Genomic DNA, 16,932 nt, shown 5'->3' on the forward strand with positions numbered 1-16,932 from the left:
CCCGGCTCCGGCGGGCGCCGTGCTACCCTGCCCGCCCGTGAAAACCCGCCGCCTGACGCTCGCGGCCGCGTTCGCCGCCCCGCTCCTCGCCGCGCTGCTCGCGCCCGCCCGCGTGCCGGTGACGCGCGCCGACGTGCCGCCGATCCTGCTGCCGCCGCATCGCGACACGACCGTCTCCATCGAGTCGGAACCGGCACCGCTGCTGCAACCCGGTCGTCCAGGGCCCGCCGACGCCGAGCGCGTCTCGCGCGAGAAGTTCGCGCGCGAGCAGTACGAGCTGGGGCGCGCGCTCGAGGCGCAGCGCGTTCCGGCCGCGGCCATCGCCGCGTATCGGAACGCCGTGCGCAACGACCCGAAGCTGCTCGACGCGCACTACCGGATGGGCCTGCTGTACACGGCGGTGGGCCAGCACCGCGCGGCGGTGAGCGAGTACGCGGCCGAGGTGACGCTCGATCCCGGCAACCGCGTGGCCGCGCGCGCCCTCGGGCTCGCGCTCGCGAGCGACGGCGACACCGCGAACGCGGTGCGCCAGCTCGAGCTGCTGACGCGCCGCGGCGCGAAGGACGCCGCTTCGTGGAAGGCGCTCGGCTTCGCCTACGGCCTCGCCCGCCGGCCGGCCGACTCCGAGCGCGCGCTGCGCCACGCGCTGTCGCTCGACGCCCGCGACGCCGGCACCTGGCGCGATCTCGGACTGGTGCTGTCGCTGCTCGGCCGCGCGCCCGAAGCGCGCGAGGCGTACCGCCGATCGGCGAGGCTGGCGCCCAGGGACGGAAGCGCGTCGCTCAACGCCGGCAACCTCGAAGCCCGCGAAGGCCGCTGGCCGGCCGCGCTCGCCGACTACCGCGAGGCGGTGTCGCGCGACTCGACGCTCGCTCCCGCGTACGCCGGGCAGATCAAGGCGCTCGTCGCGCTCGGGCGCAGCGGGGAGGTCGGCGCGATCTACCGGCGCTGGCTGGCCGTGCGGCCCGACTCGCCGGAGGCGCGCATCGAGGCGATCCGCTACTTCTCGGCGCGCGATCGCGACGACATCGCGCTCGAGCTTGCGCGCGACGGCGTGCGCGCGAACCCCGCTTCGGGCGAGGCGCACGTCGCGCTCGGAATGGCGCTCGACGCGACCGGCGACGCCGCGGGCATGCTGACCGAGCTGCGCAGGGCCGAGAAGCTTCTGCGGCAGCCCGAGCAGCGCGACCGCCTGCGCGCCACGATCGCTTCGCTGCGCGCGCAGGCGCCGGACTCGCTGCGCGCGGTGTACACCGCCGACAGTCTCGCGCACGAGGTGCCCGGAGCCGCCCGGCGCGACGCGACGCCCGGGACCGCGCCGCCGGGGGGCGCCGCCGCGGACTCGGTCTCGCGCCGCTGACCGCGGCTTTTGCCGTGCCGCGGGCCTTCCGCTAGCCTGACCGGCCGATCCGCTCCGCGGCCGCCCGCACCGAGGTGATCGCATGACTTCGCCGACCCGCACGCTCTACCTCGCGGCGCCCCGCGGCTTCTGCGCCGGCGTGGACCGCGCCATTGACATCGTCGAGATGGCGCTCGAAGTCCACGGCGCGCCGATCTGGGTGCGGCACGAGATCGTGCACAACCGCCACGTCGTGGACGCCCTGCGCGCCAAGGGCGCCGTGTTCACCGACGATCTCGCGGACGTGCCCGCGGGCGCGGTGGTGGTGTTCTCCGCCCATGGCGTTTCGCCGGCGGTGCGCGCCGAGGCCAAGGCGCGCGGCCTGCGCACGCTGGACGCGACCTGCCCGCTCGTCACCAAGGTGCACCTCGAGGCGCTGCGTTACGCGAAACAGGGCTACTCGATCGTGCTCATCGGCCATCGCCAGCACGTCGAGGTCATCGGCACGCTCGGCGAAGCCCCCGAGGCGATCGTCGTGTGCGAGAGCGTCGCCGAGGTCGAGGCGCTCGCGCTGCCCGATCCCGAAAAGGTCGCGTACATCACGCAGACCACGCTCTCGATCGACGACTGCAACGCGATGGTCGAGGCTCTGCGCCGGCGCTACCCGAAGGTGAAGGAGCCGGCGAAGGACGACATCTGCTACGCCACCACCAACCGGCAGCACGCGGTGCGGTACATGGCGCCCCTTTGCCCGACCGTACTCGTCGTCGGCGCGCCGGCCAGCAGCAACGCGAACCGCCTCGTCGAGGTGGCCGCGGGACTCGGCTCGCGGGCCTGGCTGATCGAGTCCGCCGCCGACATCCGCCCCGAGTGGCTGACCGGCAACGTCGGCCTGACCGCCGGCGCCTCGACCCCCGAGCACGTCGTGCAGGCGTGCGTCGCGCGTGTTCGCGAGCTGGGGGACTACCGGGTCGAGGAGTTCCGCCTGGTCGAGGAACGCGTCGTGTTCCCGCTGCCCGGCGAGCTGGCCGCGGCCGCCGAGGAGCGGGGCATCGAGCTGTCGCCGGGCAACGCCCTCGCGGCGCGGCGCGCCCGCGACGAGATGCGCGTTCGTCATCACTGAACCGGCGCGGCGCCCGGCGGCCGCGTTGCCCGATTCCTCCCGCCTCTTCTAAGGTGCATCGGCCATGCTCACGACCGCCGCCCTGCTTGCCCCCAGCGTTCCGACCATGCTCATTGACGAGCAGCGCGGGGACGTGACCGAGATGATCGAAGCCCTCGAGGCCGCCGGGCGGCGGATGCTGGCCGACGAGCCGGCCGCCATCGTCGCGCTCTCGGCCCGCTGGGTGGCGCCGGGCGCGTTTCACGCCGACGACGCCCGGCGCCACCGCTCGGTGATCGACCTTCCGGGCTTCGGCGTCGAACCGCGTCACGACGCGGACGGACAGCCGGCGCTGGCGCGCGCCATCGTCGGGCGCGCGACGAGGAACGGCCTGCGCGCGACGACCGCACGGCGCGGAGCCGACACGGCGATCAGCATTCCGCTCCATTTCCTCGATCGGTCGCGCGCCCTGCCGGTCGTACCGGTCTCGATCGGCGAGGGCACGCGCGAGGAACACCGCGCCTGGGGCGCGGCGATCCGGCAGGCGCTCGACGACTGGCCGGAGCGCGTGGCCTTCGTGGTCGGCGGGGCGCTGTCGTGGAATCTGCACGCCTTCAACCTGAAACGCGACGTGCCCGAGTGCCGGGATCTCGACGAGGGCGTGCTCGAGGCGATGTCGCGACCGGACTGGGACCGCCTCGCGGAGCTCGCGGCGCAGCACGCGGAACGGGCGCGGCCGGAGGCGGACCTGCGGCACCTCGAAGTGCTGCGCGGCTTCCTCGCGCTCGACAGCGCGCGCGGCGCCGTGCTCGAGCACGAGACCTCACCCGGGATCGGCACCGCGCTCGTCGAGTTCCAGCTGGGGCGCGCGGACTGACGACGTCGCGGCCCGCGGGCGCGACCCGCCCGCTGGCCGCTCCGGCGGAACGCGGGTAGCCTGCGCGGGCCATGCGCGTCCTGCTCGTCAATGCGTTCCACTGGCTCAAAGGCGGCGTCGAGCGCACCTACTTCGACGAGTCGCGCTGGCTGGCCGCGGCCGGCCACGAGGTCGCCCATTTCGCCACCCGTCACGACGGCAACGAGCCCAGTCCGACCGCCGAATACTTCGCGCCGCCCGCCGACTTCACCGAAGGCGGCTCGACGCTGGCGCAGCTGAAGCAGCTTCCGCGCGTCCTGTGGTCGGCGCCGGCGGCGGCGGCGATGGCCCGGCTCGTCGCCGCCTGGAAACCCGATGTCGCGCACCTGCACGCGCCGAGCCGGCACCTGACGCCCAGCATCCTGCGGCCGCTCGAGCGCGCGCGCGTGCCGGTGGTCATGACGCTCCACGACTTCAAGCCGTGGTGCACGAACCGCATCCTGTTCGCGCACGGCGAGGTGTGCGAGCGCTGCCGCGGCGGCCGGCACTGGCACGCCGTGACGACCGCCTGCGTGCAGGACTCGCGCGCGAAGAGCGTCGTCGGCTCGGTCGAGGCCTACCTGCACGACGCGCTGAACGCGTACCGTTCGGTGCGGCGCTGGATCGCGCCGTCGCGGTTCGTGTACGACAAGGCGCGCGAGAACGGCGTGGACGACGCGCGCCTGCGCGTGCTCTCGCACGGCGTCGAGCCCGCGCGCGGGACGCTCGCGCCGCCCGACGGCACGCCGGAGCGCTACGCGCTCTTCGCGGGGCGGCTCTCGACCGAAAAAGGCGTGCGGCTGCTGCCCGCGATCGCCGGGGCGATCCGCCCGACGCCGCTGCTCGTCGCCGGCGAAGGCCCGCTCGCCGGCTGGCTGGCCGCGAACGCACCCGCCGACCTGCGGCTCCTCGGACACCTGAGCGACGCCGCGCTCGCCGGACTGCGCGCGCGGGCGGCGGCGGTGATCGTGCCGAGCCTGTTCGTCGAGCACTATGGCTACACCGTCGCCGAAGCGTTGCTCGACGCGCGGCCCGTCATCGCGGCGAAGATCGGCGCGCTGCCCGAGCTGATCGAGCACGAGGGGACGGGGCTGCTCGTCGCGCCCGGCGACGGCCCGGGCTTCGCGGCGGCGGTTCGCCGGGCGCTGGACGATCCGGCGGCGCCGCGCTGGGGCGCCGCCGGACGCGAACGTGTCGAGCGGATGAGCGCGCCCGCGGCCCACCTGGCGGGACTGCTCGGCATCTACCGGGAGGCCCTGGAAGCGCCGGCCACCGGCGAGTGGAGGTGACGATGCGCGTGGACGCGACGAACTGGATGCAGATCGAGAAGTACCTGAAGGCCGACGACCGCGCCGTCCTGCCCGTGGGCAGCGTCGAGCAGCACGCCTACCTGAGCCTCGCGACCGACGCGATCCTCGCCGAGCGGCTCGCCGTCGAAGCCGCGGAGCCGCTCGGCGTGCCGGTCTTTCCAGTCGCCGCCTACGGGATCACACCGAACTTCACCGCCTTCCCGGGCACGCTCTCGCTGCGTGTCGAGACCCTGTGCGCGATCGTGCGCGACCTGCTCGACGGACTCGAGGCGCAGGGGTTCCGGCGCGTGCTGGTGGTGAACGGGCACGGCGGCAACGCGCCGGCGCAGGGTTTCGTCGCCGAATGGCTCGCGGGCCGGCCGCACATGCGCGTACGCTGGCACAACTGGTGGAACGCGCCGCAGGTGTGGGCGAAGGTGGTCGCGACCGACCCGCTGGCTTCGCACGCCTCGTGGATGGAGAACTTTCCGTGGACGCGCATCGAGGGCGTCGCGCTGCCGAAGGAGCCGAAGGCCGAGGTGCCGTTCGCGCAATGGCTGCACCTGGGACCGAAGGAGATCCGTGAGCGGCTCGGCGACGGCTGCTTCGCCGGACGCTACGAACGGGCCGACGACGAGATGTACGCGATCTGGCGCGTCGCGATCGAGGAGACGCGGGCGCTGATCGCGCAGGGCTGGGATTGAGTCGCGCCCGGGACACGAGCGCGACGGTCGCAAGGCTCCCCGAACTTCGACGACGAGGAGGACCCATGAACCGCTGGACCCGTTACCCGCTCGCCGCGCTCTGTGGCCTCGCGCTGCTGTCGGCCGCGCCGGCATTCGCCGACGAACCTTCGGCGCACGCCGCGGCCACGCCCGAGGTCGCGGGCATCCGCGGCGAGATCATCGCCAACCTGAAGGACGCGAGCGGAAAGGTGATCGAGCTGGCCGGCGCCGTTCCGGCCCGCAAGTGGGGCTGGCGGCCCGCAAAGGGGGTGCGCTCCGTGGGTGAGGCCTACCTGCACATCGCGCAGGCCAACTACCTGCTCAGTTCGTTCCTCGGCGCGAAACCGCCGCTGTCCGAGGCCGTGCTCTCGAAGCTCGACACCACGCCGACCACCGTCGAGCGCACGTTGCAATTGCTGAAGGACTCGTTCGCGTTCGCCGAGCGGACCATCGCCGACACGCCCGACTCCGAGCTCGCCGCGACCGCCAGCTTCTTCGGGCAGCCAATGACCAAGGAGGCGATCATGCTGGCCATGGCGACGCACACGCACGAACACCTCGGCCAGTCCATCGCCTACGCGCGCATGAACGGCGTCGTGCCGCCGTGGACCGCGCGCGAGCAGGCCGCCGCCGCGAAGCGCGCGGCCGAGAAGGCGAAGGGAAGCGGCGCGCAGGGCGGACGCTGACGCGAGCGGCGGGCGCCGGTCGAAGCCGGACCCGGAGCGGAGCCACGGCGGGCGGGGCGCCCGCCGCGACCGCTCAGCGCTGCGCGCCGAAGGCCCACGGCTCGCGGCCGGCCTCCAGCTCGACCCCGAGCGCGAGCACCACGCGGTTGATGAACGAGTACCAGGCCGCGATCGCCACCGCGCGCACGATGGCCTCGTCGGTGAAACCGTACTCGCGCACGCGCTCGAGGTCGGCGACGCCGCGTTCGTCCGGCTCGCAGGTGAGCGCGACCGCCATGTCGAGCAGCACCCGGTCGCGCGCCGCGAGGTTGGCCTCGCGGTAGTCGCGCGCCACTCCGCGGGCCAGTTCGTCGCCCGAGAGCTTCGCGAGCTTCGGCCCGTGGTGCGCGACGCAGTAGCCGCAGCCGTTGGTCGCGGAGACGACGACGGCGATCAACTCGACCTGCGCCGCCGTGAGCGGCGATGGCTCCGTGGTGAGCGCGACGTACGAAGCGTGGGCGGACTCGAGCGCCGCCGGGCTCAGTGCCAGCGCCTGCCAGACGTTCGAGACACGCCCCGACGAGCTGCGGGACGCGATGCGCTCGTACACACCTCGCAGCTCGGGCGGGGCCGATTCGGGGGCGATGCTGCGGGTCCAGCTCATGACGACCTCCTCCTTGTGCTTGAGCCGCGCAGGTTAGCCCGGACCCTTCGCGAGCCGCCAGCCGGCGAGCGGGCGCACAAGAAAGAAGGGCCCGTCCGGGCGCGCACCGGCGGCAGGGCGCTTCGCGGGAGCGGCCTCCCGGCCCGGCACCGGCGGCACGGCGAGCGCCGGCCCGCGCCGGCGCGGCGCGGACCGACGCGGGGCTTGACCCGCCCGTGATGCCGGGCGCACGCGCACGCGCTACATTCCGCGCATGGCCGAATCGTCGCCGCCCACGCCGCCCGGCTCGCCGGATCCGCGCGCGTCGCCCCAGTCGTCGGGCTTCCGGCGGCTGGTCGTGATGCTCGCGATCGTCGCCTCGCTCGCCGCCGCCGCGGTCGTGTACCGCGACTCGTACCGGCACGACGATTCGCACGTCCCGCCGCTCGTGTCGCTCGCGCCGGACGACAGCCTCGCGCGCGCGCGCCGCCTGGCCGGCGTGGACAGCACGAAGAAGAACGAATGGGTGGACGAGATCCCGTCGGCCGATCTGACCAGTCTCGATCCCGCCCGGGTGGAGATCTTCCTGCGCTTCGCCAACGCCCGGCACTGCACCTGCGGATGCGGCTTCACGCTGGCCGCCTGCCGGCGCTTCGATCCGACCTGCGAGATCAGCGGACCGCTCGTCGCGGCGCTGCTCGATTCGGTCTCGCGCGGCCTCGTCGCCGACGTGCGAGGCCTGCGAAAACGCCCGGAATCCGCGGCCGCGGCGGCCGCATCCGAGTGACACGGGGATTGTTGACACCCTCGCGAAGCGACCCCTAGTCTCGCGGTCCGATCCCACCGAGACACCGCCGGGGCCGCCCCGTCATTCCCTCTCGCAACGGAGGTTCGACATGGCCTGGAAGGAACTGACGCCCAGGACGTTCGCGTCCATCCGCGAACTGAACGGCATCTCGCAGCGCACGCAGGAAGAGCACTACGAGCTGTACAAGGGCTACATCGCCAAGACCAACGAGATCCAGAAGAAGCTCGACACCGTGGATCGCTCGACCGCGAACCAGACCTACAGCGACCTGCGCTCGCTGCGCGTCGAGCTGTCGTTCGCGATCGGCGGCGTGAAGAACCACGAGATCTACTTCGGCCACCTCGGCGGCAAGGGTGGCCACCCCGGCAAGCAGACGCTCGCGCTCATCAACCGCGACTATCCCTCGTACGACGCCTGGCTCGCCGACTTCAAGGCCTCCGGCCTCGCGGCGCGCGGCTGGGTGTGGCTCGCCTACGACCACGACCTCAACATGCTCACGACCGTCGTCGGCGACGCGCAGAACACCTTCCCGCTCTGGAACGCCACCCCGATCCTGGCGCTGGACGTGTACGAGCACGCCTACTGGTTCGACTACGGTCGGGCGCGCGGCAAGTACATCGAGGCGTTCTTCAACAACCTCGACTGGAACGTGGTCGAGCAGAATCTCGAGCGCGCGCTCGCGATGCAGGCGGTCGCGAAGTAACTCCCCACATCCTGGAGCGGCGCCGCCGCTCCCGTCCGGGCCTCCACAGGAGGCCCGGGCGCGTTTCGGAGGTCGCATGGCCACGACCAGCCTTCTGCCGGTGATCGGCAAGCCGGCACCCGATTTCACGCTGCCCTCGTCGTCGGGCGAGAGCGTGTCGCTCAAGTCGTTCAAGAACCACAAGTCGGTCGTCCTCTACTTCTATCCGAAGGACGACACGCCGGGTTGCACCAAGGAGGCCTGCGGCTTCCGCGACCTGACCGCCGAGTTCGAGAAGGCCGGCGCCGTGATCCTCGGCGTCTCGAACGATCCCGTGGATTCGCACGCGAAGTTCCGCGACAAGTTCAAACTGCCGTTCGAGCTGCTCGCCGACGAGGACGCGTCCGTGTCGAAGGCCTACGGCGTCTACAAGCAGAAGAACCTGTACGGGAAGAAGTACATGGGCATCGAGCGGACCACGTTCATCATTGACCGCACCGGCCGTATCGCCCAGATCTACCCGAAGGTGAAGGTCGAAGGGCACGTCGCCGACGTGCTCGCGTTCCTGGGCGAGGACTGACCGCGTCGCGCCGGCGCACCGCGCGCCGGCGCGCGCCGCCCGGCCGTCGCGCACGCAGGCCCGCCATGTTCGCTCCGCCCCGGCATCCCGTCCCGGTGTTCCCGCTGCCCGACCTCGTGCTGTTTCCCGAAGTCGAGCTGCCGCTGCACGTCTTCGAACTGCGCTACCGCACCATGGTGCGCGAGGCGCTCTCGGGCGAGCGCTGGCTGGCGATCGCGACACTCAAGCCCGGCTGGGAAGCCGACTACCACGGCAGCCCCGAGTTTCATGACCTCGGGTGCCTCGGCCGCTTCGAACAAGTCGAGTGGTTGCCGAACGACTGCTACGATCTGAAGCTGCGCGGCGTGCGACGCGTGCGCCTCGGACGCGTCGCGCGCGAGTTCCCGTACCGCGCCTGCGCCGTGGACGTGCTCGACGAAGCCCCGCTCGACGAGACCGACCCGCCCGTGCAGATCGAGCGGGCGGCGCTGCTCGACGCCGCGAAGAAGCTTCTGCCGCTCGGCGCCGAGGCCTGGGTCGCGCCGCCGCTGCCCCGCGAGGAAGCGCCCTTCGCGGCGATCGTCAACTCGATCGCGCAGCGCCTGCGCATGGATGTGGCCGCCCGGCTCGAGCTGCTGGCCATGGACAACGTCATTGACCGAGCGCGGCGGCTGCAGGAGCACCTCAAGCGGTTCGGCGGGCCGAACCCACCAGGCCCCGCGAGCTCGCTGGGAAGGAACTGAGGCGCGGGCAGTGAAGTTCGCGCCCGTCCTCACGCTTCGCCGTCACGCATCGGTGCATCGTGCTCCCGCGTCGCGGCCCCGTAGCTCAGACGGATAGAGCAGCGGTTTCCTAAGCGATGGACGGCCTTGCGTGGCTGTTCCGACACCGATCGCCCAAGTCATTCGGAGCACTCGCCAAACACAGAGCCCCGCGGAAGATGTCGCCGCGGGGCTCTCGTTCTTACTTGGTCAGGTTAGGACACGAACGGTCACGTTGGGTCGTTCAAGGGGTAGCCAACGGGGTAGCCAAACAGCGCCTCAGTGCCGGTGAGGAAGCAGTCGCCATCGGCCGTGTATCCCTGTTTGGGATATTCGGTTAGGGGATATACGCTGTAAAAGACGACCCTCACTCCTAATCGAGCTCAATCCCCGATGAGTAGCGCGCAAGACCCCCATTACCAGGCATTTCTTCGGCGGCTGAAGGCGGCGCGCCGAAAAGCCGGCATGACCCAGGTAGAAGTCGCGAAACGGCTGGGCAGACCGCAATCCTTCGTCTCGAAGTGCGAGTCCGGCGAGCGTCGGGTCGACGTGCTCGAGTTAGCCGAGTTTGCCGGGCTCTACCGCGTACCCGTGGACTACTTTGTAAAGTCTGCGCCCGCCGGGTTCAAGCGCAGCTCGCCTACCTGATCCCCGAACAGCCCCCAATGGGAAAGAAAGCAACCTACGGCCGCGGCCATCCGAAGTTCCTGGAATACGTCCAGTTCATTGCGTCGCATCCGGCCTACAAGGGAATGCCGGATGCGGTGCTCGACGGCGGCGGAATCCAGTGGGAGGCGCCCTCCAACCGCCAGTCTGGCAAGTTCAAAGATACGCACGGAAAGAGACTCGAGTGGTGGCGGAAGAAGGCCGCGTCGGTTGGAATTGATCCGACGTCGGGTGCGGGCTGGATCAGCGAGACGGCAAAGCGGATCCATCCCACGAAAGAGAAGCCATGCAAGAACTGCGGCCGGATCCTGGACATCCGCTACGTCTATCCCTCCGAGATTCTCCTTCGGCGTGTCAGGGCGCTGCCGTATTTCGATGAGTCGTTTCCGCTGGACCCTCTGGAGCACGTCCGGGACCTGATTGGTCGTCTGGTGGAGAAGTTTGGCGATAGGGTCTTTTCCGACCTGCCGGCACTCTTGAAGTGCAGTGGGCTTGCGATCCCAGCCCTGCCTAGAAGCCTGGACCCCTGGCTCGAATGGGTCGCCCGCGTCTACGTGCCTCACGAGCCGGCGACTCTCAGTCCCGGAGCGATGTCGAATGCACCCGATCGCTTCGACGGTTTCCACTCATTCAATCGGTGCTGCCGATCAAGCGCGGACCGCGGGCGGAGCAAACAGAACCTCCAGTCCTACACGACCGATCGGCGAGTTTTCGAGTACTGGGTCGATGGTGACTGGATGGCCGCGAACGAGCTCATGGGAGTCATTCGGTCCAACACTTCACTTCAACGCGAGCGCTGCCTGAATGGCCATTCGGGACCATGCTCGGCTGATCACATCGGGCCGGTATCGCTTGGTTTTGCGCACCGCCCCGAGTTCGCTCTGCTGTGTAGGTCCTGCAACAGCACCAAGAACAATCGCATGTCGCTCGGTGACGTGAATGCACTTCGCGCGGCCGAATCTCGAGGCGGATCAGTAGCATCGTGGTACGCCGAGGACCTTTGGAATCTACGCAAGGCCGACGTGGACAGCGACGAAAAGGCTCTCCGGCTGAGCAAGATGCTCAGAGACAATCGTCACACCGCGATGCACGTGCTAAACAAGGTCGCCAGTGAAGGACACCTGACGTTTCTGACGGCTTTTCTCGGCCTGCCGTACGCCGAACATGATCCGAAGTTCGATGGGGTTCGAGTTGAAGGTGGGGTGGTGAAGTTCGATGCCCTTGTGGTCCGGGAGAGAGGCACAAAGTACGCCCCTGAGCAGAAGGCAAGACGCCTGAGGGTGGCGTTCGAGGCACTGGGTGACTACGTGTCTAAGGCTGGACGAAACGCACTTCTCGTGATGACCCCGGAGGTCGTGAAGAAACTCAAGCAGGCGCTGGCCGTTCTTGATAAGTGCCCGGCTGACATCAAGGCACTGGACCGGAAGCTGCGGAAGATCTTTGCTGATGACCCGCCCTCCGAAGAGGCTCTTCGGGCGATTGTTGAGCAACTCCCACGACCCGAATCTGAGCCCGCATGTTTCGAACAGGCCAAGGCACTTCTGCGCGAGACGATGCACTTGGTCGGTAAGGAGATCAGCCTCCGCTGGGCCGACGACCGCTACGTGCGAGCTCAGGAAGAAGAGGACTGATTTCCTGAAGCCCGTCGCCTACAACTCGGATTGCTTCGAGGAACTTGGCAGGACCAATGATTCCACGCATCAGTTCCTGGTAGGGGTGCCGCGGCCCGTGCACATAGGCCTTGTGCGATCCGTCCTCGCCTGGCTGCAGACTCGGAAGATCTGAGAGCGCCTGCTCGACAGTTACAGCCGGAGCAAGGACCTCGAACAAGTTGGGCTCGCCTCCCAGCTGGGTGACGCGTGCGGGAGGGGCGTGCGGAATGCGTCCGTCCGAGTCTCCGACCAACACAATCCGAGTCCTGCGTTGGGGAACGCCGTACTGCTCTGCCCGAACCTTCCAAACACTGAGGCGCTTGGTTGTCTGTTCTAGTTCCGCACGAATCATCTCAAACACGCGCCCGCCCTCCATGTTCAACAGGCCCGGAACGTTTTCGAAGATGAATCCGGCAGGCTTCAGGATCTCGAGCAACGCCTTGTACCGGTGAAACAGCCAGTTTCGCTCATCATCCATCGAGCGGCGATTCCCCGCGGTTGAAAACCCTTGGCAGGGGGGACCGCCCAGAACCAAGAGCGGCAGCCCGGGATGCTTCGCGCGGGCCTCACGACAGTAGCGGACAACATCGTCAAATATGGCCTTCTCCCGAATGTCCCCTAGTACGGTGGCGGGGTGAACATTCGCGCGATATGTAGCGAGGAACGGCTCCTCAATGTCGTTGGCGACAACGGGTGTCCAGCCAGCCCACTTGAAGCCAAGCGCAAGGCCGCCCGCACCGCTAAAGAGATCGACGAACAGCCCCTTGAACGGGATCGATCGAGCTATCTGGTAGGCCAGGAGCGGCGGAACGGCATTGCCGATCTGCTGATTCACCGCATTGCGGCTGCCCGAGAACACGAAGCTGTCTGGAAATGACTGAAGACGTGCCGCTTCCCGCTGAGACAGCGTGCGGTGCTGCCCGTCCTCGTAAGCGTAGTGAATGTGGCAGCCATTTCCTGGCCGTGGAAAGTAAGTATTGATTGTGTAGGCAGGAGCGTCTGGTCGAAGGCGGCCGTAGTAGGTCGAGCGACTTCCTTCGCCCGCTGCAAAGCTCACGCGGATTTGTTTGAGTCTCTCGGAAGGCACAGACTCCGGAATGTTCTTCCAGTTCCCGCCCGGCGGAACAGCGTGAACGATCATCCGGTCGAGTTCGCTTAGAGATGCGCTGTAGTGGTTTGGGATGATGGGGTCCGCCACAACTGCAAGAGCCTTCCCGTTCAGACTAGGCCGAGAGAAGTCTTCGACTGACTTCCACGTCGCTGAAGCGAGCAGCGCTTGCCGTTCATCAAGCGTCAGCTTTTCGAATGATCCCAGGACTTCTTTGAACTCTTCTCGCTTGAGCCCGTAGAGTCTTGCCACCGCGAGCTCAACTTCGACCAGCGCGTCTGGCTGGCCTGCCATACATCGGTCCACCAGCAAGGAGAGGCGGCGCACCAGTTTCTTATCATCAAGGCGCGGCATCCGGACTTCGCGAACGGCTCCGAGTGAGACATGCGCCGTCGCCAACTTGGCTCTGGCCTGAGCTTCGAACACGAAGGAGTTCACGACAGCCAGGAGCGCCTTCAATCGAGCCTCATCGTCGTCCTTGAAATACGCGACGCTGAGGGAGTTTCCAGTGACCCATCCAGGCGGAATGATCGTCGCGTGAATGCGACGCTTCTGGTTCGGCCGAGATACATCTCGCCAAGCCAACCTGAAGTGATCGGCCGATGCCGGCACCCTCGGCCCATCGGATCTGACGAAGCTCTTCGGTTCCTCCGCCAGACCGTACCGAACCACCATCTTGCCCTTCAGGAACCGGTGCGTTCCTCGAGTGCCAAGAAAGCGCTGATGACCAGTTTCGTCCAGCTCGCGTCCAGCCCACAGCGCGGAGTCTCCTGAGCCTTCCAGTTCTGCGAATCTTGGCAATGAAGCCCAGTGGTTCTCGAACTTCATCAGCTGGAGCCCGAACTGAATGGGCAACACAAACCCGTTCTTCTCGAGCCGTCGCCAGTCGTCCTGCGTGAGCGCGGTCACGCTCGACCGATGGTCACGATCGAAGACAGTAATCTTTGGCGGCCCTTCACTCGAACTTCCCGAACGCGCGACAAAGGTGATGCTCTGTTGGTCGACGTTCTCGAAGAGCTTGGCCTCCGCGGCGTAGTACGCGAGGTCCAGGACCCGGTGGCCTGTGAAGAGCCACGTTCGGAGGTCAACCGACCGCTGGTCCGCCAGCAGGGACGCTGGTGACACAACCCCACAGACTCCCTTGGACGAAATGAGCCGAAGAGCGACCTCCGCACCACACCTCGCGAGGTTCGTTCCCCACCCTGAGTACTTTTTGTGCCGAACTGAAAGGGGGTAGAGGCGTCCAAGCAGCGCTGATTGTTCTCGAAGCTGCTTGATGTGCTGCTCTGTCTCCGCCGCATCCAGAGCTGCCAGTTCGCGTCGATCTGGTTTGAGCAGTTCCCACGGCGGATTCGTAACGCAGATGTCGAAAGCGCCGAGGTACCCTTGCGCGTGCTGGAAAGAGTCGCCGCGGAACGCACTGATGGCGACTTTCAACCCAAGACGCGCGCCGGTTTCTGCCACCTCTCGCTCGGCCTTGCGGACGGCAACGGGATCATTGTCCCAGAGATCAATGTGCCACTGAGTCTTCTTCGCGTTCGACTTCCTTGCCAGAGCTTCAAGGAGCCAGCGCAAGAGTCGCCCGTCCCCGCAGAACGGATCGACTAGCGAGACAGCCGGCTTGGCGCCGATACGAAACCCCGACGACACAGCTTCCGCGAGGTGCCGGCCGATTAGCTCATGGGTGTAGAAGCGACCACTTCTTCGCGCGGCCAGGTCTTTGACCTTGGCCGCAACCGCGCCATTCCTTCCGTTGGAGATGGTGGTCACTTTAGGATGTGCTCCCGGAGGCGGGTTGGTGGTGGTCGGGGTCTTGGGTGAGGGCATGTAGCTTGAGATAGAGAGTCAGTTCATTCTATCCCATATTGGGATACTCGGTCAAGGCTGTCGAGGTTGACGAGGTTGACGAACGCGGCGAGTGCGCCGATGTGAGTTGAGGGGCCGCCAACGTTCTCCAGTATACCTCGCATCTGCGGCTTCGGCGAGAACCCAGGTCGCGCGCCTGAGCTTGACGGTCCATTGGACACCATTGTACACTAATGTCCAATGAAGCGTCGACCCCTAACTCCGCGAGAAACAGAAGCTCTTCGCTACTTGCGTAGCCGAATCGTCCATGGAGGGGGCACGCCCTCTGTCCGGGACCTTCGCGACGCCCTGGGTTTCAGCTCGCCAAATGCGGCTGCCCACGTCATCCAGAGACTGATCGAGGCAGAGTATCTTCGCCGTCGCGATGACGGGAGACTCCAGCTCCTGCGCGATGCGTCTGGAGATCCCGCAAGCGCACGAACAGTCGAAGTGCCCCTGGTCGGATCTGTGCCGTGCGGGGCCCCGCTCTTGGCGGAAGAAAACATCGAGGCAATGATTCCCGTCTCAACCCGCCTCGCCAAACCGTCCCATCGGTACTTTCTTCTGCGGGCACAGGGCGATTCGATGAATCGTGCGGGGATCGAGGAGGGTGATCTCGTCCTCGTGCGTCAGCAGCCCACCGCGGAGAACGGCGATCGCGTGGTTGCGCTCATCGACGATGAGGCAACGCTAAAGGAGTTCCGCCGCACTCGAGATGTTGTAACGCTGGTGCCGCGGTCGACAAATAAGAGGCACAGACCAATCCTCCTATCAGTTGATTTCCAAGTCCAAGGAGTCGTGCAAGCGACAATCCAAGACTGGCCAGGGAAAGGAAAGTCACATGGCTAAGAAACCGGTAATCGTGGGCCCGAGCGGCGACGGCCGCTGGACGATCAAGGGTGGTGGGGCATCCACGCCGATCTCGACGCACCACAAACAATCGACTGCCATCGACAAGGCGGAGAAGCTCGCGGAACAGCGGAAGACAGAGCTCATCATCCGTGGTCGGGACGGAACCATTCGGAGCAAGGACAGCTATGGCCATGATCCGAACCCCCCGAAGGACACTGAGCACTAACGACGGCATGCCTCACCTCATTCCCAACTCCGAAGTTGCTCGGTACTCTGCGGGACCGTCGGTCACGACAACATCCTCTATCGCTGCCTTCCAGACCGCGATCCGTGCTGCCTTGGGCGATGACTACGAGACATTTCTCGAGGGCTCCTACAAGAACGACACGGCGATTCGTGACATCAACGACGTTGACATCGTTGCCATTCGCAGGACCACCGTGAGCACCGTGTTTAGCGAGGAACGCTTTCCCACGTCGGTTACGTGGGATGCCATCTTCTCGGAGGCTCAAGCTCGCCTGGGGAGTGCTCCGCGATTCCGTGGCAAGGTTACGCGTGGCGATAAGTGCCTCAATGTTGACGAGGCTTGGCATGCGGACGTCATTCCAGCTGTTCGCATCCTCCGCTACGACCAAGACCCGATCGCCGTGTATTCTTTTCGCGAGGCCTCGGAGCGTAAGAACTGGCCCCGCGTCCACTACGACAATGGCGTGGCCAAACACCGCACGACGAATCAGTCGTTCAAGCCGATCGTAAGGATGTTTAAGGCCTGGGTTGCAAACCAGTGGCCGCAACAGAGCCCGGCGCCGTCGTTCTACGTGGAGTGCTTGATCTCAAATGTCCCGGACGATCGGTTCGGCCAAGACCTCGCGTCTGCGTTCTTTTCCGTCGGCTATTGGATTGAACAGAACATCCGTGCAGACGTGCCCCCGGTAGTATGGTCAGTGGCCCGAGACAAAGACATTCTTGTCGCCAATGAATGGCATCCGGACAAGTACGCCGTGTTCCTTCAACAGGTGACGATCTCGACCAGTTATGCGGCTGGTGCTCTTCAAGCGACCACTGTCGCCGAAGCGACGAGGCTTTGGAGGCGCGCTTTCAATGAATGGGGCTTCCGAGAATGGTGTGGCTGGAATCATGCGCCTGACCACGCGCAGGCGGGGTAGAGGTCGAGCCCGCCGCAGTGGAAGTAGATCGCGATGCGGAAGCGCGCTCGGCTGCGGAACCCGCAGGCCCGCCGCTTCGCCGCCTGGATCTTGGCGTTGAGCGCCTCCGCGCCGGCGTTGGTGATGCGGTGCGTGAAGTAGGTGCGGATGTTCGCCCAGTGGCGCTGGATCATCG

At 67.1% G+C, this 16,932-nt stretch carries 18 protein-coding genes; 15 read left to right on the top strand and 3 right to left on the bottom strand.

The genetic code is table 11. The features are described 5' to 3' along the window. Nucleotides 1-37 precede the first annotated feature (37 nt). From IT347_13070 to IT347_13095, 6 genes are all read left to right on the top strand, one after another. Nucleotides 38-1,360, top strand: a complete 1,323-nt coding sequence (locus IT347_13070) for a tetratricopeptide repeat protein (GenBank protein MCC6350513.1) — start codon at nt 38-40, stop codon at nt 1,358-1,360. A gap of 82 nt (nt 1,361-1,442) precedes the next feature. After that, nucleotides 1,443-2,462: a 4-hydroxy-3-methylbut-2-enyl diphosphate reductase gene (ispH, locus tag IT347_13075; GenBank protein ID MCC6350514.1), complete on the top strand. Its 1,020-nt coding sequence runs from the start codon at nt 1,443-1,445 to the stop codon at nt 2,460-2,462. Nucleotides 2,463-2,526: 64 nt separating this feature from the next. Beyond that, nucleotides 2,527-3,318 (top strand): hypothetical protein, encoded by a 792-nt coding sequence (locus tag IT347_13080; GenBank protein ID MCC6350515.1) that lies wholly within the window; start codon nt 2,527-2,529, stop codon nt 3,316-3,318. Nucleotides 3,319-3,389: 71 nt separating this feature from the next. Then, a complete protein-coding gene (locus IT347_13085; GenBank protein MCC6350516.1) occupies nt 3,390-4,625 on the top strand; it encodes a glycosyltransferase in 1,236 nt (411 codons plus the stop codon). Between the two features lie 2 nt (nt 4,626-4,627). Then, nucleotides 4,628-5,329, top strand: coding sequence for a creatininase family protein (locus tag IT347_13090; protein ID MCC6350517.1), 702 nt, complete (start codon nt 4,628-4,630; stop codon nt 5,327-5,329). Between the two features lie 65 nt (nt 5,330-5,394). Next, the gene (locus IT347_13095; protein ID MCC6350518.1) at nt 5,395-6,036 is read left to right on the top strand and encodes a DinB family protein; all 642 of its coding nucleotides are present in this window, start codon (nt 5,395-5,397) and stop codon (nt 6,034-6,036) included. Between the two features lie 73 nt (nt 6,037-6,109). Here the strand turns inward: IT347_13095 and IT347_13100 are convergent, their stop codons facing one another. Then, nucleotides 6,110-6,679, bottom strand: coding sequence for a peroxidase-related enzyme (locus IT347_13100; GenBank protein MCC6350519.1), 570 nt, complete (start codon nt 6,677-6,679; stop codon nt 6,110-6,112). Between the two features lie 253 nt (nt 6,680-6,932). On the opposite strand from IT347_13100, the gene IT347_13105 reads away from it, so the two are divergent. From IT347_13105 to IT347_13130, 6 genes are all read left to right on the top strand, one after another. Continuing rightward, nucleotides 6,933-7,445 (top strand): hypothetical protein, encoded by a 513-nt coding sequence (locus IT347_13105; GenBank protein MCC6350520.1) that lies wholly within the window; start codon nt 6,933-6,935, stop codon nt 7,443-7,445. Nucleotides 7,446-7,554: 109 nt separating this feature from the next. Next, nucleotides 7,555-8,169 carry a superoxide dismutase gene (locus tag IT347_13110; protein ID MCC6350521.1) on the top strand — a complete coding sequence of 205 codons (615 nt, stop codon included), beginning with the start codon at nt 7,555-7,557 and terminating at the stop codon, nt 8,167-8,169. 76 nt (nt 8,170-8,245) lie between these two features. Next, a complete protein-coding gene (bcp, locus tag IT347_13115; GenBank protein ID MCC6350522.1) occupies nt 8,246-8,728 on the top strand; it encodes a thioredoxin-dependent thiol peroxidase in 483 nt (160 codons plus the stop codon). Nucleotides 8,729-8,793: 65 nt separating this feature from the next. Next, the gene (locus IT347_13120) at nt 8,794-9,450 is read left to right on the top strand and encodes an LON peptidase substrate-binding domain-containing protein (protein MCC6350523.1); all 657 of its coding nucleotides are present in this window, start codon (nt 8,794-8,796) and stop codon (nt 9,448-9,450) included. 411 nt (nt 9,451-9,861) lie between these two features. Continuing rightward, entirely contained in the window at nt 9,862-10,116 is a 255-nt protein-coding gene (locus IT347_13125) for a helix-turn-helix transcriptional regulator (GenBank protein ID MCC6350524.1), read from the top strand. 17 nt (nt 10,117-10,133) lie between these two features. Then, nucleotides 10,134-11,765, top strand: coding sequence for an Alw26I/Eco31I/Esp3I family type II restriction endonuclease (locus IT347_13130; GenBank protein ID MCC6350525.1), 1,632 nt, complete (start codon nt 10,134-10,136; stop codon nt 11,763-11,765). Here IT347_13130 and IT347_13135 read toward each other — a convergent pair. Continuing rightward, nucleotides 11,710-14,664, bottom strand: a complete 2,955-nt coding sequence (locus IT347_13135) for an Alw26I/Eco31I/Esp3I family type II restriction adenine-specific DNA-methyltransferase (protein ID MCC6350526.1) — start codon at nt 14,662-14,664, stop codon at nt 11,710-11,712. The two genes, IT347_13130 and IT347_13135, sit on opposite strands and share 56 nt — an antisense overlap. Before the next feature lie 276 nt (nt 14,665-14,940). On the opposite strand from IT347_13135, the gene lexA reads away from it, so the two are divergent. Genes lexA through IT347_13150 form a run of 3 tightly spaced genes read left to right on the top strand, consistent with a single transcriptional unit; the run spans nt 14,941 to nt 16,757 of the window. Next, a complete protein-coding gene (gene lexA / locus IT347_13140) occupies nt 14,941-15,588 on the top strand; it encodes a repressor LexA (protein MCC6350527.1) in 648 nt (215 codons plus the stop codon). Next, a complete protein-coding gene (locus tag IT347_13145; GenBank protein MCC6350528.1) occupies nt 15,581-15,817 on the top strand; it encodes a DUF2188 domain-containing protein in 237 nt (78 codons plus the stop codon). Before lexA ends, IT347_13145 begins: the two co-directional genes overlap by 8 nt. Next, nucleotides 15,783-16,757, top strand: a complete 975-nt coding sequence (locus tag IT347_13150; protein ID MCC6350529.1) for a nucleotidyltransferase — start codon at nt 15,783-15,785, stop codon at nt 16,755-16,757. The genes IT347_13145 and IT347_13150 overlap by 35 nt, the downstream gene beginning before the upstream one ends. Here the strand turns inward: IT347_13150 and IT347_13155 are convergent. After that, a partial coding sequence (locus IT347_13155; GenBank protein ID MCC6350530.1) for a transposase occupies nt 16,727-16,932 on the bottom strand: 206 nt, incomplete at its 5' end. The genes IT347_13150 and IT347_13155 overlap by 31 nt on opposite strands.

This window comes from Candidatus Eisenbacteria bacterium, assembly GCA_020847735.1.
In the GTDB taxonomy this organism is placed as follows: Bacteria; Eisenbacteria; RBG-16-71-46; order RBG-16-71-46; family RBG-16-71-46; genus CAIXRL01.